We start from the raw sequence: 23,935 nt of genomic DNA on the forward strand, positions 1-23,935 counted from the left end.
CATGGTGGTTCCTTCGACTTGTTCAGGTCGAGGGAACCGTAATTATCTGGAGTGAAATCATGGAAAACCGAAGGAAACCTGCGCCTCGCGCCGCCACGCTCGACATAAACTGCGACTGCAAAGAATACATCTAATGTTGAGCTCAACATTACACGTACTCTCGGGGCGACAGGTCGAGCGCCAGCTCCGCCCGATCAGCGGCATCGAGATCGGCGAGGCGGCGCGAGAGCAGGGCTTCGCTTGTCGTCACGAGCTGGATGACGGCGCTTTGGTCTGATTGCAGAGCGACATCGATCGCGGGTAGCAGGCTTGGCAATTTCATCGCGAGAAGGAGCGCGGAAAAGAAACGCTGTTTCGCACTTTCGAAACGCGATCTCGCGGCCGACAAGGCTTGTCCGTTGAGCGTGGAGCCGGTCAGCCTATCAACGACACCGGCTGCGGCAAGTGCATCCTCCATATTTCGATGAATGATCGCCCAAGCGTCGGCATAGGTGTCGAAATCCTTGATCTGCGCGGGCGTAAGCTCGTGCTCGAGGATATCATATTCGACGCCGGCGTATGAAAGCGCGCGCGCGGTATAGACCCCCATTGCTTTCAGTTCGCGCGCGACAAGCTCCATTGCGGCGACGCCGCCGTCACGAATACGCGCGGTGAATGCTTCCCGGTCGACAAAGGCTGTGCCTTCGCCCCAGAGGCCAAGCCGGGTCGCATAGGCCAGATTGTTGACATCGGACGCGCCGGTAGCGGAAGCATAGATGACACGTGCGCGGGGTAAGCGGTTCTGAAGTTCAACGCCCGCAATGCCCTGCTGGGATCCCGATGTCGCGCCGAACCGCCCTTCTCCTCCGGCAACCCCGCCCATGGCGTGCGCTTCGTCGAACAGGAGCAAACCGTCGAACTCGCCGCCGAGCCAATTCAGGATCTGATCAAGGCGGCGATCGCCACCGGCTTCGCTCCGCAAGGTGGCGTAGGATGCGAACAAGATGGAATCGCCGATCTCGATCCCCGCGCCCGCGCGGACACGGCCCAAGGGTTGAATATCGAGCGGCGTTCCACCGAGCGCCTGCCAGTCGCGACGGGCATCTTCGATCAAGGCGCTGCTATCGCTCAACCAGATATGGCGCCTTTTACCGCGCAGCCATTGATCCATGATGATTCCGGCGATCTGACGCCCCTTTCCTGCTCCGGTTCCGTCACCAAGGAAGAAGCCTTGGCGGTAACTTTGGCCTTCGGGATGGGGAACGAGAGCAAGGCCCTTCTCCGGCAGGCGATATCGGCCCGGGAGGTCGATTTCCGTCGCGGCGAGAGCATGGACGATCGTCTCGAGCTGGGCCGTGCTCAAAATCTTGTCGTCGAGCACCCGCTTGGGAAGCTGCGGTCGATAGTTCGGCGCCGGCAGCGCGACGGCCGCCATCGCGGCGGACTCGACCAGCGGGCTCGGATGGTCCGAAGGATTATCGAATTCGAGACGCTGGCTGCGCCATGGAACGTAGAGCGCAGTATCGTCGTGGGCTGCGGCAATGGGATCGCGAACCCGATAGTTGACGGTCGCGAACTCGAAGCTCGGAAGTGGTCGCGCGGCCCGCGGGAAGGACTTGGCTGGAACTGCTCGGAATGCGCCGAATAGCGACACAGGTCTTGTCGATCCGCACGGCGTAGGTGGTACGGGAGCTGGCGGAATGTTCGAGCGAGGCGGGATTTCGCGAATGGCTTCAAGAAGGCTGCGCACAGATGCCCTGTTGACTGTCGATGGCGGACGTCTGTTCGCGGGTCCTTTGTCGGCGACGATAATCCGCACGGCGACGGCTGTCCCCTTCCCTGCAAAGCCCTTGTCGAGCCGGAGCATCAACTGGATGTTCGCGCCCGAAGTTGCGCGATCGAACAGCGAGCCGTGTTTTCCGCCGGGCTTGAAGCTGTCCGGCATGATGGCGACGATACGGCCGCCGGGCTGAAGTGCAGCAAGCGCCGCGGCGAAGTGGCGGTGAGCGGCGAACGGGTCCACGGCGCCGGCGGCGTTGCGGGCGAACGGCGGATTCATGATCACGACGGTCGGCGTATCCGATACGTGCTGATTGATCTGCGCCGCGTTAAATGACGTGACGCTGCTTTCGGGAAAAAGGTGCCGGAGCAACCCTGCGCGGACCGAGTCGAGCTCATTGATATGGAGAGCTTTGGCGCGCTCCGCCCACATGGCGAGCATTCCCACCCCGGCGCTGGGTTCAAGGACGATATCGTCGCCACCGATCACGGCGAGGTGCGACACGAGCCATGCGAGCGCCAATGGAGTGGAAAAATGCTGGGCCGAGATTTGCTCCTCGCTTCGGACCGTTTGCGTGGGGAGCCGCTTCTCGAATTCCTCAAGCGCCTCGACGATCCGGGTTGGCGTGTCGGGAAGCATCAACGAGCGGAGCGCGAGTACCGATCCGACCTCAATCGCGACGAAGCTATCGCGCTGCGTCCAGGTTCCGTCGGCCGCGGTGATGCCATATGCCGCGGTCATTGCCTTCGTCGCCAGGCTTCTCGGGAGCGGCGCATTATTATCCTGAAGCGACTGTGCAATCTGGCACGCTGCAGCGTATTGGCGCGCTGCCGCAGCAGGCGCCTGGTCGGTCTCGATGATCATGGAAGGGTCTCCTCTTTCGGGCCAATCTTGGCCCCGAAAGCCCCTCCCCTTCTCTCACTCCCTTACGACGGGCATTGCAGCCTCAGTGTGGCGTCAGTCATCCGTGGGCGTGCCAAAGTAGGCAAGGAGACGCCACGCGAGGTCAGGGTTCAGTTCGACAAACTGTCGACGCCCGTCGGTATCGTCGGCTGTTTTGTGAATGAGGCCGTCATCGCACATTCGCTGAACAAGGCGGAGAGCCGTGCTCAGCGGCAATGGGGATGAAACGCATAGATCGCCTGTGGAGATCTTTTTCTCTTCGCAATGCTGAATGAAGAGATCGATCAGCATGTCCCAAGCCGGCTCCCCCAAATATCTCTTTGATCCAACAATATGCCTGCGGAGCAACCGGCGACGTGCCGTACGCCGTGCATTCGACAGCGCCAGGTCACGATCGGGAAATCCGGTCGAACGACCAGAATCCCGGAGAAGATGATTTTTGACCATTTCCCGGAGGCCGCGACCATGTGGCCGCTGTCCGATCAGAGCGTGGCCCGATCGGCTGACGACGATGTGTTCGGTGAGCTCGATTCCCAAGTTGCTGGCGAGAGCCGCGAGTCTTTCCGTAGACGAGATATCCGCTTCGCTTGGGGTCGGATCACCACTGGGATGATTGTGCACAAGCACAATCGATGCCGCATCGAGCTCCAATGCTCGTTTGAATATGATGCGTGGATAGAGGATGAGCTGGGCCAGGCTGCCCTGCTGCAGCTGCTCGTCCGTTATGAGACGGCAGGCTCCGTCGAGGAACAGAACCCGAAGTACTTCTTCGGGAAGGCTCCCCATCGAGGTCTTGAGATAGGCAATGAGTTTCGGATCAGTCGGCGTGATAGTCCGGCCCATAAGGCTGGAGCGTAGTGCTTCGACACTGGCGGCGCGTGCCGCGAATATGAGGGCCGCAACGCTGTCTCGGCCTCCCAGGGTTCGCCGGAGAGCCTCGGGCTTCTGTGTCAGGACGCGGTCGAGGCTGCGGAATTCGCAGAGCAGCCGGTCAGCTATCTGAAGACTCTCGGAAGGTGCGACTGCAGCGATGAGGGCTGCCAGGACTGATCGCTGCCGCTCCTCCGCAACCGGGTCTGATGCCTCCAGGTTGCGGCGGCGAGGAGCGGCGGCAGAAGCCAGGAGGCAGCAACCTGCATCGTCAAATAGGCAATCGGATGCATCCCCACGTCCGCCAGCCGGCTGAAGTGCGCCAGAAGTGGCAAAGTCTGCAGGACAGCTGCCACCATCGGCCAGAAGCGATGTGCTGTCATCGCCAACATGAAGGTCAAAAGTGCCGCAATCAGGTCGAGAGCCAGATGGGCGGTATCGACGCTCGCGAACTGCGCAGGGATCAGAAGATGAACCAGCTGGTCGACGACGAGCATGCCCAGGAGGATTGTCGCCATCATCCGTTCGGGGCCCCCTCCCTTCCATAGCGCGTAGGCCGAAGCCATCAGCAGCAAGATCAAGAATATGACTATCCGCAACATTCTTCCCCGAAATCATGCTGATGGCTCCCAGTCAAGTTTCAGGCGACGAGGGCAAGCTGCGCGCCGGTTGCTTTGGCCTGATTTGGGCATCGGTGCACATCGAGACCCGCGGTCTCCTGCGCGATGTCCGCGAGCTCGCCATGGACACGCAAGACGTCACCGCTTACCTCGACCAGCGAAAGCTGAGCCTTTGCGAGACGCATGATCGATGCCTGGCCAGTCTTGGGCGCCACGCCAACGCGCTGCCGGGCAGTGACGACGCTCGTCATAAGGGTCGAGACGGCGATGAGGGCGCTGTCGAGGCTTGCTTCGGCAAGGGGAACGTCCTGCTGAAGTCGCAGGGTCATTGCATTGAGATTCTCAGGCATAACTTCTCCTTCCCCGGAAGCGAAGGACTTCCGAGCATTTGTTGGCGTTGCTTTTCAAAAGTTCAGCCGGAGACGAGCCGGGTCAGAGTCTCGGAAATTCCCAGACTTGCATGAACGACAAGCAGCAAAGCGACCAGCATTGTCATCATGAGCGCGAGGCGCGCCAAACCTTTATGATCCCGTCTCCAGATGAGCCCGAGCGGATCAGAAAGCCCTTCCACCGGTCCATCCGTGCTCCGAGCGGCGACTGCCATGTCGGTCAGGTGGATTACGGTCGAGGGGTCTCCCTCCGCGAAGTCAGATGGCACGATTTCCGCGCTGTCTGGAATGTGCATTGGATCATATGTGATCCGATCATACTTTTTCTTGAGGCGCGCATATTCGACTGCTGCCTGATCGCGTGTATCGACACCAAGGATGGATCGAGCCTTTGTAAGGCGCTGGTCGACCGTCGGCTTCGCCAGGCCGATCATGCGCGCGATCTCCTTCGAAGTTTTTCGTTCGAGCAGCGGGTCGAGGCAGGCGCGGTGCTTGCTCGTCAACCGCGACCAGCGCTCGAAGTCGGCCTCATCGCTCACGACAGCACCCGGCACCCTGGCGAGCCGGACATCCCGCGACGGTCCCTCTCGCGCCACGGCACAGCGTTGCCGCCCCACCGGAATGGGACGGACCATTAGCGCGCAACATCGCTCGCTCCCCTCGATCGACACTCGATCGTTATGGTCCGAAACATCGCGCGAGGCGGTTGATCCGGACATCTCTACATCTCTGTTAATAGGGCAAGAAGGCCATATCCGCAAACCGGCGGTCGGGGCTTAATGGTGCCAATTTGGAAGTTTAAGACATGATTGGCCAGATATGGACTATTTTAGCTTGCCTACAGGCTGCGGCTAAGCGACAATGTTGGCATCCTTGAACATCGTCTAGGGGTTTCGTCATGAGCGTTCACAAGGCTCGTATCGTGTCGGGCGGCAGGCTTCAGATTCCGGCGGACGTGCGTAAGGCGCTCGGGATCGCCGATGGGGACGATGTGCGCCTCGAGGTTGTCGACGGAGAGCTTCGCGTCCGATCATTCCAGACAGCGCTTGGCCGTGTGCGAGCTCTTGTCCGCCACCATGTCCCGGCCAGCGCTTCGCTGGCCGACGAATTGATCGCGGATCGCCGGTCGGAGGCGGCGCGTGACTGATTATGTGCTCGATGCCTCCGCCGTTCTCGCCGTGATTCAGGAAGAGCCTGGAGCGGAGCGGATCGAAGCGCATCTAGACACCGGCTGCATCAGCGCGGTGAATCTGGCCGAAGTTGTGGGCAAGCTGCAAGATCGGGGGCTTGGCGACAACGAAATCGATGAACTGATTGCATTGCTCGACCTCGACACACGCATTTTGGACAAGGATGGTGCGGTGTTCATGGGCAAGCTGCGGCAATCCACGAAGGTCGCCGGCCTTTCGCTTGGCGACCGGGCTTGCCTTGCACTCGCACACTCCCTCGGGGCGACGGCTATCACCATGGACCGGGCGTGGAAGGATCTCGAAATCGGCGTCGCCATCGAAGTTGCCCGGTGATGAGACTGCAGCACACCTATAACGCACACGGAACCGCATGATGCGTACCGAGATCGACTTCCTGCCGCATCGCAAGCAGCGCGAGCTGGATATTATCGTCGAGATTTTGTTTCAGGGCTTGCGCGCCGCGACGGAGAATGCCGTTGGCGCGCGCCGCAACGGCAGGATTCTCAAGGTCATCCTGTTCGGTTCCCATGCCCGCGGCGATTGGGTCGAGGCGCCGCAGGACGCCAACCAATATCGCTCGGACTATGACATCCTCGTCATCGTCAACCAGAATGAACTCGCAGACCGCGCGACCTATTGGGAGGATGCCGAGCGCCGGATCAGTGACGCCTACCTCCTCGAGAAGGTGATCAAGACGCCGGCGAATTTCATCGTCCATTCGCTTCAGGAAGTGAATGACGCGCTCGCCCATGGCCGCGTCTTCTTCATGGAGATCGTAAAGGACGGCGTCATCCTCTACCAGTCGGACGACAAGGAGCTTGGCAAGCCAAAGCCAAAGACGCCCGAGATGGCCCTGCAGGCAGCGCAGGATTATTTCGAGGAATACATGGGCGATGCCATGAATTTCCTGAAGCTTTACCGGCACGCGATCGACGATGGGATGAATAAGCAGGCGGCCTTCCTCCTCCATCAGGTCGTCGAAAACCTCTATCAGGGCCTGCTACTCGTCCTCAAATTCTACACGCCCTACGACCACAATATCCTGTTCCTGCGGGAGATGGCCGAACAGCTGGATCGCCATCTGTACGATGTCTGGCCGCGCGGCACCCGAGCGGAGCGCGCAATGTATCAAAAGCTCAAGGACGCTTATCGGAAGGCGCGATACTCACGTCACTATAAGATCTCGCGCGAGGAGCTGGACTGGCTGTCGGGTCGCGTCGAGATCCTCGGTCAGCGCGTTCACGAAATCTGCTCGGCGCGGATCGCCGCGCTGGAGGCCGAAGCAAAGGCATAGATTCAGCGCCGCGCCCCGCCAGCCGATCGTCGCCGGAACGGACGAGACCCGGTACGGGGCTCGGTCGAAGCGAAGCGGAGATAGAGCGGCGATCCCGAAGGGAGGCGCAGCCCCCCTCTCCTCCCCTGTTCGGGGCAGCGAACCGGAAGCGCGACACCGTCGTTAAAGGACCGGTTTTCGTTTATCCTGCGAGTCCGATCGTCAAGACCTGCAGCCATGGAAGGTGAGACATGCCGACATTCCTGACATCGCTCCTGACCGCCGCGTCGGCGATGATGCTCGGCCCGACCGGCACATGGGACTTGAGAGCGGGCGACCAGACGCTGTTTCGTATCGAAATCAAGGAGGAACCGGGCGGGCCTGTGGCAACATGGGACCGGCCCGAGCGCTTCCAGACCAATGGCGAGATATTTTCCCATATCGAAGGTCGGACGATCCGCCGACAGACGCGAAACATTCGCGTCGTGAACTCCGATTTCGAGATCAGCTTCGATGATCCTGGCTCCGGTCCGACAATCCTTCGCCTGCACGCGGTCGATACCGATCATGCGGAACTGTCGTTCCAGGGCGCTCCGTTCGAGCCTTTCCCGCTCGTCAAAGCGCAAGCGGGCGCACCTCCATTGGGGCCTTGGGATTCCGGGCGCAGTTATGTCCCAACGGTCAGCCATTCGACCAACGCCGAGATGACTGCGATTTTTGATGCCGATCAGGCGGATCGCCAATCGCCCGATATTGACTGGTCCGCCATTGGCCCGGTGGACAACAGGCGCCGGATCCGCACGAAACAACTGCTCGACGCCGGCACCCTGCAAAGCGGAGACGATTATTATCACGCCGCGTTCGTTTTTCAGCACGGCAACGAGGCCGACGACTATCTTCTCGCGCATCTGCTCGCGACAATCGCGGTCGCCAGAGGGAGGCCCGATGCCGTCTGGATCGCCTCCGCGACACTCGACCGCTATCTTCAAGCTATCGGCAAGCCGCAGATACTAGGCACGCAATATGCGATCCCCGAAAATGGTCCCGTCACACAGGAACCATACGACCGTGCATTGATTTCGGACGCGATGCGCAAGGCGCTGCGCGTTCCCTCCCTCGAAGAGCAGGAGCAACGCCTGCGGGCATATGGTGAAAAAGCGTCGACACCGCATAAGCCATGACTACGTGAGAGTGGCCGCAGAGGCAGACACGCACGGAAATTCATTACGATCGGGCATTGTCCGCTCGGCATGTCGAGGCTAGCTTGGTTCGGATTTTGGCCTAGCGGAGAAAAGGGGACCGGTCCTTGGAACCACAATGGCTGACCTATGGGAAACGGCTTCAAAGCATCGCTTCGACGGGGCTCCACTTCACGCGTGATCGGTTCGACCGGGAACGCTATGAAGAGATCGCCACGATCGCCAACGAGATGCTGTCCGCTCTCGGTGATGTCCCCATCGAACGCATCTCGGATCTCGTACCGGATTTTGCGCGTGGATATGCGACGCCCAAGGTGGACGTGCGTGGGGCGCTCGTCGAAGAGAACATGATACTTCTTGTGCGCGAGCAATGCGATGGATTGTGGACGCTACCGGGCGGCTTTGCCGACGTTGGTCTCTCCCCTGCTCGCAATATCGAGAAGGAGATGAGAGAAGAGGCAGGGTTGAAGGTTTCAGCCCGGCGCCTGTTCGGCGTACGGCACAAAGCCAGTTCAGGCTATCCCGCCGACGTCCGCGACTTTTACAAAATGTTTTTCCTCTGCGACCGGATTGATAACGCCATTCCCAAACCGGGTCTCGAAACCATCGAGGCGCGTTTCTTCGGGATCGACGATTTGCCGCCCTTGTCGAGAGGGCGGACGATCGAGGCCGACATTCACGCAGCCTTTGCATATGCCACCGATACAACGAAGCCTGCATTCTTTGACTAAGGTTGGCTCTCAAGATAGCAATATGATCGATCAGATCGCCCGGATTCGTATCACGCTCGAAGACATGAAGCCCGCCATCTGGCGCCGTGTCGAACTTCCCGTCACCAACAGCCTCAAGACCCTGCATCTCGCGATCCAGGCCTGCATGCTCTTCGAGAACTACCATCTGTTCCGCTTCGAGGTCGGCGATGCTGCCTATGGCATCCGCTTCCGCGACGATGATGCGTTCATGGTCCGCACCCGCGACGCCGCCAATATGCGCATCGCCACGCTCGTCGAGCGCCGGGTCACCAGCTTCATCTACACCTACGATTTCGGGGACAATTGGCGCCATCGTGTGGAGATCGAAGAGGTGACGTCAGCAATTCCCGCGACGGACTATCCACGGTTCGTCGATGGTGAACGGCGAGCCCCGCCCGAAGATGTCGGCGGCACGCCGGGGTTTGAAGAATTTCTTAAGGCTATGGCGAAGCCGCGCCATCCTGAGCGCGCGTCCATGGTCCAATGGTATGGCGCCATATTCGGTCGTGTCCCATTTGATGGTGTAGGTTCGCCGGCGCAGCCTTAGCGATCTCCGGCCAAGCCGGGTTGATCATGCTGCCATCGCGGGCAACGTGATGATGGCATTATCGCTTAATCCCGAGACGCTCTCAAGGGTCATGTAGCGGCAACGCTGGACCGCCCATTCATCGTTCTGTTCCAGCAGGATGGCGCCGACGAGGCGCGTAATCGCTTCTTCATTGGGGAAGATGCCGACGACGTCAGTGCGCCGCTTGATTTCGCCATTGAGTCGCTCGATCGGATTATTTGAGTGCAACTTGGTGCGACTGTAGCGCGACAAACTGGATGAGAAGTTGCGGCAATCAGGATGAGAAGATTCTGACCGCGACGGTTCCGTTTTGGTGTGTTTGATTGTCGCTGGCAAGGCCTATGTCAGGGTTTGATTGTCGGGGAGCGACACGCCGGTATTTTTGATTGTCGCGACCTTTGCGGGCCGACCTGCTCCGTGTTGTTTTCGGTCGATCGCAGCGCGCCGCCGATAGCTTTCGACGTTCATTTCGAAGATGGTGGCGTGGTGCACGAGGCGGTCGACGGCGGCCAGCGTCATGGCGGGATCGGGAAAGACCCTGTTCCATTCGCCGAACGGCTGGTTGGCGGTGATGAGCAGCGAACGCCTTTCATACCGGGTGCTGATCAGCTCGAACAGGACCGAGGTTTCGGCCTGATCCCTGGCGACATAGGCGAGGTCGTCGAGGATCAGCAGATCGAAGCGGTCGAGCCGGTTGATCGCATTTTCAAGCGCGAGCTCGCGGCGCGCAACCTGAAGCTTCTGGACGAGGTCGGATGTCCGGGTGAACAGGACGCGCCAGCCCTTTTCAACGAGCGCGAGCCCGATCGCCGACGACAGATGCGATTTGCCGCCGCCGGGCGGGCCGAACAGGATCAGGTTGGCGCCCTTTTCGAGCCATCCGTCGCCGGCGCAGATCGCCATGATCTGCGCTTTGGATATCATCGGCACCGCGTCGAAGTCGAAAGCCTCGAGCGTCTTGCCGGGCAGCAGTTTCGCCTCGGCAAGATGGCGCTCGATCCGGCGCCGGTCGCGTTCGGCGATCTCATGCTCGGTGATGGCGCTGAGGAACCGCGCCGCCGGCCAGCCCTCCTTATCGGAACGCTCGGCGAACGACGGCCAGAGCTGCTTGATCGTTGGCAGCCGCAGCTCGTTGAGCATCAGGGTAAGCCTGGTCGCATCGATGCCCTGGGTCATGCCATTTCCTCCACGCGAGGAGCCAGCAGCGCTTCATAGACGCTCAGCGGGACAAGCTCGACGACGACGTCGGGCAACGCTGCGGGATCGGGCGCAAAGCGTGCCCGCAATGCGGCCATGTCCGGCATCCCATTCGGCGTCGCCAGCAAGTCGGCCAAGACCGCAGCGAGCTCCGCCTCGCACGCCCGCTCATGCGCAAGGCTCAGCAGTTCGACCATCGTCCGGCACGCCATCCGTTCGGCGAGCTGCTCGATCAGCCGGTCGAACATGCGCCGATAGGCCTCGCGCGGGAAGAGCTGGTCACGGTAAACGAGGTTCAGCAGCGCCATCGGCTTACGCCGCAGCGCATGGATGACATGGCGATAATCGACGACATGATCATGCTTGCCTTTGCGGTCGGCGCGACCACGCGGCAGGGTGAACAGGGGCGTGCCGCCGAGGAACAGCTCAAGCCGGTCGTCGTAAAGCCGTACCCTGAGCCGGTGACCGATCAACCGCGAGGGCACCGTGTAGAACACCTTGCGCAGCGTGAACCCGCCCGAGGAGGTGACCATGACGAGCACCTCTTCATAATCGCTGGTGCGCATGCCCGGCAGCGGCTGAAGCACCGCCCGCTCGGCGTCGATGCGCTTCGCGCTCCGCGCATTCTTGCGCGCGACGATCTCGTCGATGAAGCGTCGATATTCCGCAAGCTCGTCGAAGTCGGCCGAGCCGCGCATCAGCAGTCCGTCACGCACCGCCGCCTTCAGATGCGCGTGCGCGCTTTCTATCGCGCCATTCTCGTGCGCCACGCCGCGGTTGTTGCGCGTCGGCTTCATCCGATAATGGCGGCACAGCGCGCCATATCTGCGCGTCAGATCCTCGCGCGCCGATGCATCCAGATTGCGGAACGCCGCCGACAGGCTGTCACTGCGATGTTCACGCGGCGCGCCGCCCAGCGCCCACAACGCATTTTGCAGACCCTCCGCCAGCGCGATAAAGCTCTCGCCGCCAAGGATCACATGGGCATGCTCAAAACCCGAGCAGGCGAGCCGAAAGTGATACAGCCGGTGGTCGAGCCTCACCCCCGCGATCCGTACACCCAGATCGGCCATGTCGGTAAAATCCGACAGCCCCATCCGCCCCGGCTCGTGCACCTGGCGGAAGATCACATCGCGCTCCGGGCCCTGCAGCGCCCGCCAACTGCGGATCCGACGCTCCATCGTCCGCCGCACGCCATCGGGAAGCTCAGGATGACGACGCTGCATTTCTTCGAACACGGCCACGGCTCGGACCCCCGGCGCACTCTCCAGGAGCGGCACCACCTCGCTGTCGAAGATATCCGCCAGCGGATCCGCACGACGGCGACCGCGCGGCGCCTTCTTTTGCGAAGGAAGCCGCATATCCGCCTCCAGCCGATACGCCGTCGCCGTGCTGAACGCCGCACACGCCGCCGCTGAACGCGGCGACATTGTCTGTCTCATCTTCATATAATATCTCACCTGATGATCGTTGATATGGCTCCCAGGCACCGCATCTCCCCTTCAGAAGAAGCTCCACCTGGCAGGTCACGATCACCAAAAGCCCCCTTCCAGAAGAAAAGACGCCTGCGGCGGTGTGTCTGTCGCTCCTCGGGGCTTCGCCCCTCGTCCCGACAGACACACCGCCGCCCATTCTCATCCTGTTTGTCGGCAATTCTCACCTTGTTTGTCGCGCAGCAGTGCGATGCTGCGCGGGGAAGGTCATGTAGGCCAGGACGTCCTCTTCGGCATCGTCCATCAGCTTAGCGAGCTTTGGAACGGTGGGCCGCAGTTGGTCAGCAACGCTACGCCACTGCGCCTTGGCCGCCTCGGCAGTGTCTTGCGCGAAGGCTGTCGCAACGAACGCTGATACGACCCGGCGTCCACTCTTGCCGGCATAGGCCAAGGCGTTGCGCATAAAATGGACCCTGCAACGTTGCCAGGTTGCGCTGAAGATCTTGGTGACGGACGCTTTGATCCCTTCATGGGCGTCGGAGATGACCAGCTTCACCCCGCGCAACCCGCGACGCGCAAGGCTGCGCAGGAAGTCGGTCCAGAAGACTTCGGCTTCGGAATGACCGATCGCCATGCCGAGCACTTCGCGTCGGCCGTCACTGTTGACCCCGACGGCGATAATGACTGCAACCGACACGATGCGACCATCCCGCCGGACCTTGATGTAAGTGGCGTCCATCCAGAGATAGGGCCAGTCGCCTTCGATTGGACGTTCGAGGAAAGCCTTCACGCGTCCGTCGATCTCCTCACATAACCGGCTGACCTGGCTCTTGGAGATGCCGCTCATTCCCATCGCTTTGACCAGGTCATCGACCGAACGGGTCGAGATGCCTTGGATATAGGCCTCCTGGATTACCGCGGTCAGCGCCTTCTCCGACATGCGACGCGGCTCGAGGAACCCGGGAAAGTAGCTGCCTTTGCGCAGCTTCGGGATCCGCAGCTCGACTGTGCCCGCGCGCGTCTCCCAATCGCGGTCGCGGTAGCCGTTACGCTGAGCGAGCCGATCGGCATCCTTCTCGCCATAGGCGGCTCCTGTGAGGCTTCCGACCTCCAGCTCCATCAGGCGCTGCGCCGCAAAACCGATCATGTCGCGCAGAATATCGCTATCTGCCGTCTTCCCAACCAGCGCTTGCAGGTTCATCGTGTCATTGGTCATCGGTGATCTCCGTAAGTTGAGTGTTGCAACCCAAACTTATCCGAAGTCGCCGATGGCCGCCCGCGAAACTGACCGGACACTACAGCGCTTTTTCGATTAGCGCGTGTCCGGTCAGCTTCGCTACCGGCAGAACCTACACCACGGTCCGGGGCACGACCCCATATTCGATCCCGCCGATATTAGCCCCGACGAGGTCAACGCACGGATGGCGATCCTCGCCAAGCGCCGGGCGCTAGGAAGAGCAGCCTACGCCGACGCCAAATCTCGCGACAGTTAATCGATCGCCGCTTCCTGACCACGCTTACCGTTGGTCCTTTCAGCTAAGGATCCCGACGCTATATGACCGATGAGATCGTCCCGATTTGCATCACGATAGAAGACAGGAAACCCGCGATCTGATGCCGTTTCCGACTTCCCGTCGCCAACAGCCTCAAGCGGCCACGGCCTTCCGGAGTTCGTGGAGCGTTTCGTTCACGGACGATGCTGCCGAAGCCGATACAGCATGCTTGGCTTCCTGCAGCACTGCTACGACACGCGGCCAACCTGTAGCTGTACTGGTGACTGCGCGTTGGATTGCGGGAACCGTCAAGCGCGGCGTCACAAGCTGGGCCGGGCTGTCGCACCGGTCCAGCCATGCGTCGGTTACCAAGGTCGAGAACGGCTCGGCGCAAAACTCTCCTAGTTTTGCCTGACTGAGATACCGCGCGGCCACGGCATGACAGACCAACTGTTGATCCGGGCTGATCGGGCGTTGGACGGGTGCCATCAAGACTGCCAGCAGATGGCCGTTCCAGTCAATGTTGCCGCCCATAATGCGGCTTGAAGCATCCTCAGATCCGTCGATCATCCGTCCAAGGTCGTCGACCATTGCGAGGACGTCGCTCAGTTCTTCCGTTTCGACGGCGGCTCGCCAGATATCGATCGGGATGGCGCTCGCCCGTCCCGCCGCGATCATCGCAACGATGCGGGCGAGGAGCCGGTACTTGACGAGCTCCTGCCACCGCGGCTCGACTACGATTGAAGCCGACGAGAATCTCTGACCCGCCGTGTCACGGCCTGCATCCCTCTCAGCAACCGCAAAACCCAGAGCGCGAACTTCGCGGATCGCATCATCAGCCCCGCTAGTGACATCGAGTGTGCGGACGGCGAGCTTCGTCAAAAGATCACCCTGTGTGCTCTGGGCAAGGAGATCAGGCGATTCACGAAGCCTTCGCGCCAGCCTCTCGGCGATTTGCGGATATTCGGGAAGCTGGACGTCAAGATCGGCCATGACCAGGGCTACCACGTCAAGCGGCGCCGGCTGCTGATCTCCCCAAAGCAGCTCTTCAAGGCTGCTCGTCGAACCGAAAAGCCTCTCGAGCGGCATCTGCGGATCCCCGACCAGCCCCTTCAACCCGAGCGAGAAACCGATGGATTTAATCGCCTGGGAGCCGACCTGCCGGACGGAGAGCAGCGGCTCCGGCGGTGTCTCCTGACCATCGTCGACAAGCAGGTCGATCGCCTCGCCCAGTCGGTTGACGGCCTCTCTCGTTCTGGACGAGAGATGCAATGCGATCGCCAGATCGAACCGAAATCCGACGTGCCGTACGAGTGGTTCGTCTTCGGAGAGGCTTGCGACGGCTTCGGTGAGACGGCGAGCGGCGAGCGGCCAGTCCTTCACCTTGCTGGCGGCCATTGCGGCTTCGCGCAGTGCGTCGGTCTTCCAGGATAGGCCCAGCGGGAAGGTCGGAAGCGCTTCCTCATAGAGTGGCAGAGCCTGGGCGGCTTCCCCCCTTCGCCACAAGACCTTCGCCTTGGCTGTCAGCACCCGTGCGGGTCGAGCGACATCGGTGATCATAGCATCGGCAAGCGCCAGAGCCGCCTCGGGCTGCTTGAGGTTTTCGTCGATCACGCGGATCAGGAGCGGTGCGGCTGCCGCACCGAGCTGCGTGATCGACAGCTCATCGGCGAGGGCTATCGCGCGCTTGAGTTCGCGTTCGAGTTCCGGCCAGCGAGGATCGGGACGCGACGCTTCGCCGAGCCATATCCGATCGAGGGCAAGAGCGGCGGCCTCACTATCGGCGGCGTAGCCACCGAGCGCGGTGACACGGTCGGCCTCGTCCAGCCTTTCCATCAAATCCAGCAGCTTGGCGAAGTCTTCGACATCGGAGATCGCAGGAGCGAGCGTCATGGGCACGAAGGCCGAGAGATCGGGGAAATGCAGGTCGTCGGCATCCAGGTCGGCTGGCGGCACCGCCTTGCGGAGAACCTCCGTCGTCCGTGCACCGGCCTTCACAAGCCTGAGCGAGAGACGAAGGAGCTCCTCGAGCGAAGCATTTCCCGGCCGCTGCAGGACCTGCCAAAGGAATACGACCTCGAACAGCCCCGGCCCCGGGACGGCGGACTTGTCCGCAGCGTCAAATTCTTCGAGAGCCTGCGCCACGATGTCAGATGCGCGGGCGTGATCGCCCATCTCGATTGCAATCCGAACCTGCAGGATGCGGAACGCAGCTGTGTCTACCGGGTCGGAAAAAGGCAGCGTGGCACCATCAAGACCCATGTAGATCAGCATCGAGGCAGTCTGAGCGACCTGCTCCCATACTTCGGGCGATGCCTGAAGGAGGCCGGGCAAGATCGAGATAAGGGCGGCGGCACTGCCGCCCAGCATCGCATGGGTCGCGATCTCGAAAATGTCAGTGGCGAGCAACGTGCCGCCCCCCAGAAAGGAGTTTGCAATTTCCCGGTGCATGCCGGTGGCCCACTCCTGTCCGCGCGTGTCGACGCCCAGATTGCGGAGCAAGGGTGACGCCCGGAGATTGTCACTCTCCAGGCGCTCGAGCCAAGGCCCGGTGAGCCGGTCGATAACATCTCCAGGTTCAAGGATGGATGGCCGTATCTGCGCGATCGTCATCAGCCTCTCCCGCGACGCCCTTCCGAGAAGAAGGCTAGTCCGGGCCAGGAGTTCGCGGTCGTCTGCCGGCCGCGCGGCGACCAGCCGACGTGCTTCGGATCGGACATCGAGTACACCCTCCGACACAACCAGCAGTTCAGATATGTCAGGCTTGGGAAACCCGTCGTCGGTGAGGGCCGAGACGCGGGCGTCCACAAGCTGAGGATGTCCGCTCGTGGAGGCGTGGATAAGCTTCGCCCATGTCTCGACGTGAGCGGTCGGACAGCCGCAGGCGGCCAGATAGCCGACTATATCCTCGATCTCGAACGCGGGAGCCGCGAAAACATGATCTGGTCCAAGGGTGAGCTGAGTTGCTAGTCGGGTTGGCAGGCGGTCAGAGAATGTCACCAGCAGCTTGCCAGCGAGACGGTCCTGAACAGCACGCAGCCGGCCGAGTGCGCCTTCAAGCGAGCGGGCGTCGCCGTCGGCGGGCAGGTCATCCAAGACGACGTCATATGCGCGGCCTGTCTCGGCAAGCCGGGCGGCGAGAGCATCGATACGCGAGGTTGCGGCGGGTGTCGGTGTGTCGCGCAGGTCCAGCCATGCGCACTGGTCAGGGTTCCCGATTACCGCGAGCGCGAGGGCGGTCTTGCCCATGCCGGTACCGCCATGAATGAGGACGGTTCCTGTATCGAGCGCTTCACGAATGGAAGCCTCGAGCTCGGGACGTGCGTGCCGTCCGGCTATTGCTCTTGGGGGCGGCGAGAAGGCCTCGGGGGCCACCGCCACGGCAGTGGTGCCGGCATGAGCGCCAGTGACAACCCCGAGAAGCGCTAGCAGCTGACTGTTCGGAACAGCAGTCGTGCCCGCCTGGTCAAATATCCTGAGAAGATCGCCGCGCCTGAGCATGCGGCCGCCCTTGGTCGTTGCAACGCGCCACGCCTCGGTGTGCAGCGCGTCGAGCGCCTTGACCGCATCGGCGGAACCGACGCCGCGCGTCTCGCCCAACTCGACGAGCTTGGCGGTGATACTATCATAGAGGTCGGTCGATGTGGGCCAGCCGGCGACCCACTGCATCGGCAGGACGATGCGAGTGATGAAATCTTCCGTCGACGCGTTGGTGAGCCACAGCCTGAAGGGTTCGCTCAGCGTTTCATTGCTCATCAGAAAGGCTTTTATTCCCGCCGCCATTTCGAGCGATTTGGGGTCGGTTGGAGCCAACTGGATACGTTGCCACGCTTCGAGCCCGGGAGTATCGAACCCGAATGGCTGGTTCTTCTCGCGTCCTATTCCGGACGTCGTGAGGAACCTGAACTGGATCGCAACGCCGTGGTTTCGTCCGAGATGGTCCCAGAAATTTCCGATGGCTTCGAGGACGCTTCCCGACCGCAACGTGACGTTACCGGAACCCGAGGTATCCTTGATTTGCTCAACTGTGGCGGCACCAGTCTCCTCAATGACATCAAGATCTTCGGCGCCTTCCAGAACAAGGACCGCTCCCTCCTGGAGATCAATCCACGCCTCGATGCTGCGCAGTATTTGGTACGAATAGCCACGTAATGAATCGACGGCCTCACGCGCGGCGGAACTTTTGAGGGGGGCAGGAACAGATGCGGTCATCGAAAGCAACTCGGGTGGGATTGTCGACCAGCGGAGTCGTTTGATCGGGCGCCAGTGTCAACCATCGTCTGCGCTATTTCAGCACTACTGAAAATCCAAGATTGCCCCAATTCTGGTCTGAATTTATGCTGGCACGATGAACCCCGAACACCATCTTGGGCCCGACGACCCCTGTGGATGCGGCAACGGCAGACGATATCGCGATTGTCACCAACGCATCGTCGATGCGCCCGAGGGGGAAATGCTCGCAATCGCCCGAACTGTCTACGCCGAGGAATGGGCCGGCAATGCATCTGCCTACCAGGAGCAGGGGCTCTACGGCATGCTCGCCGAGCATTTAGCCCAGGCGGGCGATGTGCGAGCATTGCTCGATGTCGGCTGTGGCCGCGGGCATGGCCTCGCAGCCCTGCGCAGCGCCTTCCCTGCGGCGGCCCATCTGATTGGGGTTGACGAGAATCCCGACTGTCTGGAGGCAGCCGCAAGCTTGCTCGCGATTAAGGCGCCGCGTTCGAACATCCGGCGGGGGCGCGACGAGATTGTGACAGGCGGTCGATACGTATCGACCTATCGTGGTACCGTGCAAATCGGATCGAACGGCATCACGCTGATTCAATCGGATGTCGTCGTTCAAGACCCAGAGGTTGAGCGAGTTCTCGACACGTTGGGACCGTTGGATGCGCTGACCCTATGGTTCAGCGGCGTGCACAAGGCACGGAGCGCGACAGAGATCGTGCGACACTTCAAGATCAAGAGTGACGCTGAGCACCGTACCTTGATTGAGAACAGAGCGCTCGCCATCGCAGGCGAACGATTGCGGCCCGGTGGCGCCCTTCATCTCGTGGTTCGGGCCTGTGCGATCGACATCGATCAGGTCGCTCATGCCATGCGCCTCGACTATTCCGACTGGCTGGAAGACAAGCCGTTCCGTGTCGAATCGATCGGATCAATCCCATATGAGGAGCCCGCTGATGGTATTGTTGTTCGTTCCACGGACAGCGGGGTGAGCGCGATGCCGAACTACGCCATTTCGATTTTGATCAGGCGGGAAGGCTAAGGACCATCCGACATTTGGATCGCCGATATCATCGGGGCTTCCGCCATGTCATCCGCGGTGACAAACTCAGCTTCGATGACAGAAACTGCCGTATCTCGTGCACTCCGGGCAGCTCAGTTAGGCCCGATCTCCCTGGCGGGACGGCAATGACGAAAAGCGTTATGATGCAAGACTATACTGCGTATCCGGCAGAATGGTTGCGCCCAAGTCGATCAACTGGAGGCGGGCACTCTCAGATAGATCGCCCACCGACAGGACGCGTCGCGCTGTTAGCGCCACAAAGACCTGCGTATCGGCACGGGCGATTTTCTCAGCCTTGCGAAAGCTGACCAATGAAGGCGCTTTGATCTTATAACGCATGACAGTCTCCGCCCACCATCGTAGCGGCGAATTTTGAGCGTAAGGTTAACGCATCCATTGGGGCCTTATATCCGATTGACCGCCGCCTCGCAATCAAGACGTCCGGCGCCTTGAGAATGACCGTGATGGCCCAAACTCACAGACGATTTGCGAATGACATCAAACAGTTGGTCTCGGCTGAGCGGCGGCTCATCCTCCGCGTGGCGCTTCGACTGCAGCAAAGCGATCAAACCTGCGGCTTGGGGACAACAACCACTGGTACCCCATCCGTCCTTCAACACGGAAACATTGCTGCCATAGACAACGCGCCCGAAGGGGGGCGTGATCCCAACAAGATCGGGTTTGGGTGACGTAAGGGGCTGTCCCGGAAACTGGCCAGGCCCGCGGCTCGAATAATACCACATAGATCCGTCTGGCTTGGCCGCACCCACCGTCAACAGATCCGAACGGCCCTTGTGGAGCCAGATCGAGTTCGGCTCGTGGCCATCCGGAGTTCCTCCTGCCAAATGGTGATAATTGCCTGCGCTGAAGCAGACGATAACACCTGCGGCGATCGCATCATCGAGCGCCGGGATGAAGTCGCTGTCGGCGGGGACGGGTGGCGGGCTCCCGCTCTGAACACCAAAGCTGTTGCTCGCGATGACAGTGGCACCTTCACGAGCGAGCGAAGTCAGCTCATCATAAATGGCCGCGAGTTCGGTATCGTAGAAGTGCGTGCGACACGACATAATCATCGCATCGGGCGCGACCCCGTCGAACTCACCGCCCTGACTGCGGGTACCGGCCGCGATAGCCGCGCACATGCTTCCATGCCCTTGCCAGTCGGTCCAGGGGTCTTCACCATTGGCTGCCCAAGAGCGCGGATGCCGCTTGTAATGAGGAAATTCGGGACGCAGACCATCGATACCGGTGTCGACGATCGCTATGACCACACCCTCTCCACGAGAGTGGCTCCACGCTTGCGGGGCCCCAATCGCTTCGATGACGTCATCGAGCGATTGCTGCGCTTCGCCTTCGGGAGCGAAGGCCAACGGATTATAGAAATCCAGTTGTTCGAGCGAGTAACGATAGTCTTCGACAATCTCGGCACCATAGTGCTGACGAGCGGCCTCAAAGCCCTCCGCCATAAATGAGACTTGCGCGGCAGGCACATCAAGACTGATAACGCGGCGCTCGGGCAGGGCGACGGCAACGGCGCCCCCAACCGCCTCGATCGCAAGCGATGCCTCAAGCGCTTCGCGCGTGGGGAAGCGCAATTTGTACCGACGGGTTTCCGTGCGACGCTCATCGAGCAACTCTTGCCCTAGCACTGCTTCACTCGGCAACTTGTCCTCCCTTCGGTTCGGCGGGATCAGTGGGCTCTGTGGGCTCGCAGAATGCCTCCAGACCTTTGAGTTTCTGGACTTTCCGGAAATCGGTAAGCGTAGTGCCGCAAATATATACGCCGCTCTTTTCGATTGCTCCGGTTGCCGGGTCGTCCAGGGTGAAGCTGGCAACCACACCTCCCGAGACAGCGATCGCCTTTGCCCCCAGAGCCGTCCAGAGGTTTCTGCGCGTGAGCAAGCTCCCGCCTTGGCTGTCGAGATGGACGCGCAAGACGCGAGTGTCTGCGCCGAGAAATTCTGCTTGAGCAATAGCGGCGGCAAGACGAACCGTTCCACCCTCCCCGGGCTTCGTCCAGCTCTGATAAAAGTCGTCGAACCGCTTGATGGCGCCTTCCAGGCGTGCCTTACTGTCGGCCGAGGGAGGAGGCGCCGCCGTGAGCTTCGCCTGCGCTGTGCCACGTGCCAGGTCGAGGCGATTTAATTGGCACAGGACGCTGTTATTCTTGCTGACGGCAGGGTTAATCCGATACTTTGGTATTACCAATCCAGGCTCGATGGCGGCAATGGCCCGCGCGAGAAGTTGAGCATCGAGCTCGGTCTTTATGCCCCGTAGTTCGGTGTCGGTTCGCAGCATACCGGCGACGCCTGTTATGAGCGTACTAACGCCCGCACCGACAATTTCGACTCCGATGGTTCCGTCTGTGCATGACGCAAGATCGCCGACGGCTAAGGCGCTTTTCAATTGCGCTTCCACGCCCATTGCTTCGGCCCGGAAGGTCAGCAACGCGGATAGGTCGAACTGGTCGCTGCCAGCGATGAGGATTGTTTTCGCAGGCGGCTTCGCCTTCTTTACGATTTCTTCTGCGGCTTTGCGGATAGCGCTTGTCGTCAGCATCGCGGCTTCCGCTTTGCCTGCCCCATCTCCGAGGGTCACTTTTCCTTCTGCTGGCGACTGCGGCAAAAACGAAAAGCGAGCCTTCTCGAGGGCAATCTCGGCCTCGATTTCAGCCTTTCGTGCGTCGGCTGCCGCTTTGCGAGCCTCTGATCGCGCCTTTTCCGTTTCGGCGACCTCCTGCGCGCTATTTTCATTGGCCGATTGAGCACTGCTCTGGCTCGGACAAGAGGCGGCAGCGATCAGGAGTGATGAAATCACAAGGTGTCTTCTCATGCCCGTTCCCCCTCAGGCCTTCAGAATCGGTAACAGGCTGCAGTAAACTCCCTTAAACCTCAAGTCTGCGGGACATAAATATTATCCCCACATTGACATGTATCATCTCATTACGAGATAATTGAACTTATTATCAGGTTCATAAGGCGAGCGTATTCCGTTTGCATCTGCGTATCTTTTTGAATGCGACTCGGGGTCGCGGCATTATCCTTTGCTCAGAATCCACATGTCGGCAGTGCTGGTCGCAATCAACCAAGGCCTTGAAGCATCACGCCGATCTATTATGATTATGGCTGTGGGGTGGACAGAGCCGGCAATCGCTCCATAGGATTATCCTGCCGGGTATCACTACGCTCGTTGTTTGCGTCGAGCGGTCGCGGTCGAAGTTATCGATGCGGCACACCTTGCATCAGTTTGGCACCGGCTATCCCGGGCGCCCGACATCTGTCGGCCCGAGAGGCCAAGTGCATTCATGCCACCGAACAGCGATTTCCGCAGCCCGACGGGCGGGCTGAATGCAGAAGACCCGTCCATCGCCGAAGGCCAGTCCCCGATCGAGGAAGACATTGAGTCCCTGTTCCGGAAGGAAGCCCCTCGCCTCGCCCGATATTTCCGGGCGCGGCTTCGCGACGGCGACGACCCAGGCGATTTCGTCCAGGAGTCCTTCGTTCGCCTCGTGGGATCGTTGGCGCAGCGAGCGATGCCGACACCCGGAGCCTACCTGCAACGCATCGCCCGCAATTTGCTTTACGACCGCAGCAAGCGCGCGGAGGTGCGACTGGCATCATTTCATGTGCCGATCGGCGAAGGATGCGAACCGGCTGTCTCGCCCGATCAGCATCACGGCATCGAAGCCGAGGACGTGATGCGCGCTTATCGCCGCGCCTTGGCCGAGCTGCCCGATCGCACGCGAGAAGTATTTCTGCTTCACCGTGTTGAAGAGCTTGCGTACAGAGAGATTGGGGAAAAGCTCGGGATTTCGATTCCCACGGTGCAATATCATGTCGCACGCGCTCTCGCCCACATTGACGCGGCCCTGGAGCGGGAATGAACGAAGATATTGATACGCCAAAGCGGCCCGGTAATCTGAGGGACGAGGCCGCTGAATGGTTTGCGATCATGCGCGGTCCCGATGCCGATGCTCGCCGCGAAGAGTTCGAAGCATGGCTCGCACGAGGTGCCCTGCATCGCACAGCCTATAACAAGATCGCGGAGACGTTCAGTATCGGCAAGGGTCTGAAGGAGGATGCGCCGGACGACGCTGATTCTCCCGCGCCGGGCCCTGCCAGTCAGAGGCCCGGAAAACTGAAGATGGCGGGGCTTGCATTCGGCCTCGTCGGCGCAGTGGCGGCGCTCTATCTCGGCGTAGTTTCGCCCGGCGCGCTTAAACAGGACGGCCCCGAGATCGCCAACAGCAGCACTCCCAGTGAGAACGCGGGCCAGCTGCAGAGCAAGCTCGGTGAGATCCGGGAAGTGCAGTTGCCGGACGGATCGCGCGTGACGCTCGATACCGATAGCCTTGTGCTGACCAAATTTGACCGGGACCTGCGTGATGTTCGGTTGGTACGCGGACGTGCCCGGTTCAATGTGGAGAAGGACAAGCGGCCGTTTGTCGTGGCAGCCGGAAATGGGACCATAACCGCGCTGGGAACAAGCTTCGACGTTGGCCTAGCTCGCGACGAACGGGTCACCGTCCAACTCTTCGAAGGCTCGGTCGACGTCCGAGTTCGAAGAGATGTGTCTGCAGCTGGAATGCCAGTGCGGCTAGCCCCTGGTCAGCAGTTGATTTTCCGGGCCGAGAATGCGGCGACCCCGATTCAGGTGACCAGTGCGCCCGGTGCGGATCGGCGTTGGCCAGAGGGCGTCAGGGAATATGACGGCGTGCGGCTCGGCGATGTTGTCGGGGAAGCGAACCGCTACGCTACCGGGCCTATTTTGGTGGCGGCCACGGACGTCAGCGACAGAAAAGTTTCCGGCACGTACCGCATTCGAGATGTGGAGCGGCTGGCCGAGAATCTCGCCGATATGCTTCGCTTGGCTCTCATTCGGGGAAATAATCAGCTGCTTCTCGTCAAGACGTGCCCGTCACCGCAGAAGGAAAACTGCACGCCGCCCTCATAATTTGAGAGCCTCGCTCGTCGCCTCCCAAACACCGGCGCGTTCGCTGGGC

Annotated in this window: 20 protein-coding genes and 2 pseudogenes; 9 read left to right on the top strand and 13 right to left on the bottom strand. The window is 60.8% G+C overall.

The window, feature by feature from the left end:
* Nucleotides 1-148: 148 nt before the first annotated feature.
* The 5 genes from FG91_RS08670 to FG91_RS08690 all read right to left on the bottom strand — a co-directional run bounded on the left by FG91_RS08670 (nt 149) and on the right by FG91_RS08690 (nt 5,080).
* Nucleotides 149-2,623, bottom strand: coding sequence for a strawberry notch family protein (locus FG91_RS08670; protein WP_052187432.1), 2,475 nt, complete (start codon nt 2,621-2,623; stop codon nt 149-151).
* Nucleotides 2,624-2,716: 93 nt separating this feature from the next.
* Nucleotides 2,717-3,505, bottom strand: coding sequence for a JAB domain-containing protein (locus FG91_RS22000; RefSeq protein ID WP_160292468.1), 789 nt, complete (start codon nt 3,503-3,505; stop codon nt 2,717-2,719).
* Between the two features lie 152 nt (nt 3,506-3,657).
* A complete protein-coding gene (locus FG91_RS22005) occupies nt 3,658-4,113 on the bottom strand; it encodes a hypothetical protein (RefSeq protein WP_160292469.1) in 456 nt (151 codons plus the stop codon).
* 59 nt (nt 4,114-4,172) lie between these two features.
* Nucleotides 4,173-4,502 (bottom strand): hypothetical protein, encoded by a 330-nt coding sequence (locus tag FG91_RS08685; protein WP_037514230.1) that lies wholly within the window; start codon nt 4,500-4,502, stop codon nt 4,173-4,175.
* Nucleotides 4,503-4,564: 62 nt separating this feature from the next.
* On the bottom strand, nt 4,565-5,080 hold the full coding sequence (locus FG91_RS08690; protein WP_037514260.1) for a helix-turn-helix transcriptional regulator: 516 nt from the start codon (nt 5,078-5,080) through the stop codon (nt 4,565-4,567).
* 359 nt (nt 5,081-5,439) lie between these two features.
* Between FG91_RS08690 and FG91_RS08695 the strand changes: the two genes are divergently transcribed.
* The 6 genes from FG91_RS08695 (at nt 5,440) to FG91_RS08720 (ending at nt 9,502) form a co-directional block, all read left to right on the top strand.
* On the top strand, nt 5,440-5,688 hold the full coding sequence (locus tag FG91_RS08695) for an AbrB/MazE/SpoVT family DNA-binding domain-containing protein (RefSeq protein WP_037514232.1): 249 nt from the start codon (nt 5,440-5,442) through the stop codon (nt 5,686-5,688).
* Nucleotides 5,681-6,064, top strand: coding sequence for a type II toxin-antitoxin system VapC family toxin (locus tag FG91_RS08700; RefSeq protein WP_037514234.1), 384 nt, complete (start codon nt 5,681-5,683; stop codon nt 6,062-6,064). The genes FG91_RS08695 and FG91_RS08700 overlap by 8 nt, the downstream gene beginning before the upstream one ends.
* A gap of 40 nt (nt 6,065-6,104) precedes the next feature.
* Complete coding sequence (locus FG91_RS08705) at nt 6,105-7,025, top strand: HEPN domain-containing protein (RefSeq protein WP_037514263.1); 921 nt, start codon at nt 6,105-6,107, stop codon at nt 7,023-7,025.
* Nucleotides 7,026-7,255: 230 nt separating this feature from the next.
* Nucleotides 7,256-8,185, top strand: a complete 930-nt coding sequence (locus tag FG91_RS22360) for a hypothetical protein (protein ID WP_235211987.1) — start codon at nt 7,256-7,258, stop codon at nt 8,183-8,185.
* A gap of 125 nt (nt 8,186-8,310) precedes the next feature.
* Nucleotides 8,311-8,934 carry an NUDIX hydrolase gene (locus FG91_RS08715; protein WP_037514236.1) on the top strand — a complete coding sequence of 208 codons (624 nt, stop codon included), beginning with the start codon at nt 8,311-8,313 and terminating at the stop codon, nt 8,932-8,934.
* 22 nt (nt 8,935-8,956) lie between these two features.
* The gene (locus FG91_RS08720; protein WP_052187433.1) at nt 8,957-9,502 is read left to right on the top strand and encodes a plasmid pRiA4b ORF-3 family protein; all 546 of its coding nucleotides are present in this window, start codon (nt 8,957-8,959) and stop codon (nt 9,500-9,502) included.
* Nucleotides 9,503-9,526: 24 nt separating this feature from the next.
* Here the strand turns inward: FG91_RS08720 and FG91_RS08725 are convergent.
* From FG91_RS08725 to FG91_RS08745, 5 genes and pseudogenes are all read right to left on the bottom strand, one after another.
* Nucleotides 9,527-9,760: pseudogene (locus tag FG91_RS08725) on the bottom strand (transposase); the annotation flags it as partial.
* 102 nt (nt 9,761-9,862) lie between these two features.
* A complete protein-coding gene (gene istB / locus FG91_RS08730; protein ID WP_037514240.1) occupies nt 9,863-10,699 on the bottom strand; it encodes an IS21-like element helper ATPase IstB in 837 nt (278 codons plus the stop codon).
* Entirely contained in the window at nt 10,696-12,210 is a 1,515-nt protein-coding gene (gene istA / locus FG91_RS08735; protein ID WP_081940489.1) for an IS21 family transposase, read from the bottom strand. Before istA ends, istB begins: the two co-directional genes overlap by 4 nt.
* 172 nt (nt 12,211-12,382) lie before the next feature.
* Nucleotides 12,383-13,369, bottom strand: a pseudogene (locus FG91_RS08740) (IS256 family transposase); the annotation flags it as partial.
* A gap of 430 nt (nt 13,370-13,799) precedes the next feature.
* Complete coding sequence (locus FG91_RS08745; RefSeq protein ID WP_037514242.1) at nt 13,800-17,858, bottom strand: tetratricopeptide repeat protein; 4,059 nt, start codon at nt 17,856-17,858, stop codon at nt 13,800-13,802.
* A gap of 136 nt (nt 17,859-17,994) precedes the next feature.
* Between FG91_RS08745 and FG91_RS08750 the strand changes: the two genes are divergently transcribed.
* Nucleotides 17,995-18,912 carry a class I SAM-dependent methyltransferase gene (locus FG91_RS08750; protein ID WP_152568059.1) on the top strand — a complete coding sequence of 306 codons (918 nt, stop codon included), beginning with the start codon at nt 17,995-17,997 and terminating at the stop codon, nt 18,910-18,912.
* A gap of 159 nt (nt 18,913-19,071) precedes the next feature.
* On the opposite strand, the gene FG91_RS08755 is transcribed toward FG91_RS08750, so the two are convergent.
* The 3 genes from FG91_RS08755 to FG91_RS08770 form a co-directional block, all read right to left on the bottom strand.
* Nucleotides 19,072-19,272: a hypothetical protein gene (locus FG91_RS08755; RefSeq protein WP_037514248.1), complete on the bottom strand. Its 201-nt coding sequence runs from the start codon at nt 19,270-19,272 to the stop codon at nt 19,072-19,074.
* A gap of 65 nt (nt 19,273-19,337) precedes the next feature.
* Entirely contained in the window at nt 19,338-20,597 is a 1,260-nt protein-coding gene (locus FG91_RS21375; RefSeq protein WP_152568060.1) for a S8 family peptidase, read from the bottom strand.
* On the bottom strand, nt 20,587-21,765 hold the full coding sequence (locus FG91_RS08770; protein WP_037514253.1) for a hypothetical protein: 1,179 nt from the start codon (nt 21,763-21,765) through the stop codon (nt 20,587-20,589). Before FG91_RS08770 ends, FG91_RS21375 begins: the two co-directional genes overlap by 11 nt.
* A 472-nt stretch (nt 21,766-22,237) precedes the next feature.
* Here FG91_RS08770 and FG91_RS08775 point away from each other — a divergent pair, with 472 nt between their 5' ends.
* Both FG91_RS08775 and FG91_RS08780 read left to right on the top strand, forming a co-directional pair.
* Entirely contained in the window at nt 22,238-22,816 is a 579-nt protein-coding gene (locus tag FG91_RS08775) for an RNA polymerase sigma factor (protein ID WP_081940491.1), read from the top strand.
* On the top strand, nt 22,813-23,886 hold the full coding sequence (locus FG91_RS08780) for a FecR family protein (protein ID WP_037514254.1): 1,074 nt from the start codon (nt 22,813-22,815) through the stop codon (nt 23,884-23,886). The genes FG91_RS08775 and FG91_RS08780 overlap by 4 nt, the downstream gene beginning before the upstream one ends.
* The last annotated feature ends 49 nt before the right edge of the window (nt 23,887-23,935 follow it).

The organism is Sphingopyxis sp. LC81, assembly GCF_000756375.1.
Lineage (GTDB): Bacteria > Pseudomonadota > Alphaproteobacteria > Sphingomonadales > Sphingomonadaceae > Sphingopyxis.

Bases quoted from the DNA above. Each gene is read 5' to 3' on its own strand.
- FG91_RS08670 (WP_052187432.1), bottom strand. From the start codon at position 2,623: ATGATCATCGAGACCGACCAGGCGCCTGCTGCGGCAGCGCGCCAATAC.
- FG91_RS22000 (WP_160292468.1), bottom strand. From the start codon at position 3,505: ATGGGCCGGACTATCACGCCGACTGATCCGAAACTCATTGCCTATCTC.
- FG91_RS08685 (WP_037514230.1), bottom strand. From the start codon at position 4,502: ATGCCTGAGAATCTCAATGCAATGACCCTGCGACTTCAGCAGGACGTT.
- FG91_RS08695 (WP_037514232.1), top strand. From the start codon at position 5,440: ATGAGCGTTCACAAGGCTCGTATCGTGTCGGGCGGCAGGCTTCAGATT.
- FG91_RS08705 (WP_037514263.1), top strand. From the start codon at position 6,105: ATGCGTACCGAGATCGACTTCCTGCCGCATCGCAAGCAGCGCGAGCTG.
- FG91_RS22360 (WP_235211987.1), top strand. From the start codon at position 7,256: ATGCCGACATTCCTGACATCGCTCCTGACCGCCGCGTCGGCGATGATG.
- FG91_RS08720 (WP_052187433.1), top strand. From the start codon at position 8,957: ATGATCGATCAGATCGCCCGGATTCGTATCACGCTCGAAGACATGAAG.
- istB (WP_037514240.1), bottom strand. From the start codon at position 10,699: ATGACCCAGGGCATCGATGCGACCAGGCTTACCCTGATGCTCAACGAG.
- FG91_RS08745 (WP_037514242.1), bottom strand. From the start codon at position 17,858: ATGACCGCATCTGTTCCTGCCCCCCTCAAAAGTTCCGCCGCGCGTGAG.
- FG91_RS08750 (WP_152568059.1), top strand. From the start codon at position 17,995: ATGAACCCCGAACACCATCTTGGGCCCGACGACCCCTGTGGATGCGGC.
- FG91_RS08755 (WP_037514248.1), bottom strand. From the start codon at position 19,272: ATGCGTTATAAGATCAAAGCGCCTTCATTGGTCAGCTTTCGCAAGGCT.
- FG91_RS08770 (WP_037514253.1), bottom strand. From the start codon at position 21,765: ATGAGAAGACACCTTGTGATTTCATCACTCCTGATCGCTGCCGCCTCT.
- FG91_RS08775 (WP_081940491.1), top strand. From the start codon at position 22,238: ATGCCACCGAACAGCGATTTCCGCAGCCCGACGGGCGGGCTGAATGCA.
- FG91_RS08780 (WP_037514254.1), top strand. From the start codon at position 22,813: ATGAACGAAGATATTGATACGCCAAAGCGGCCCGGTAATCTGAGGGAC.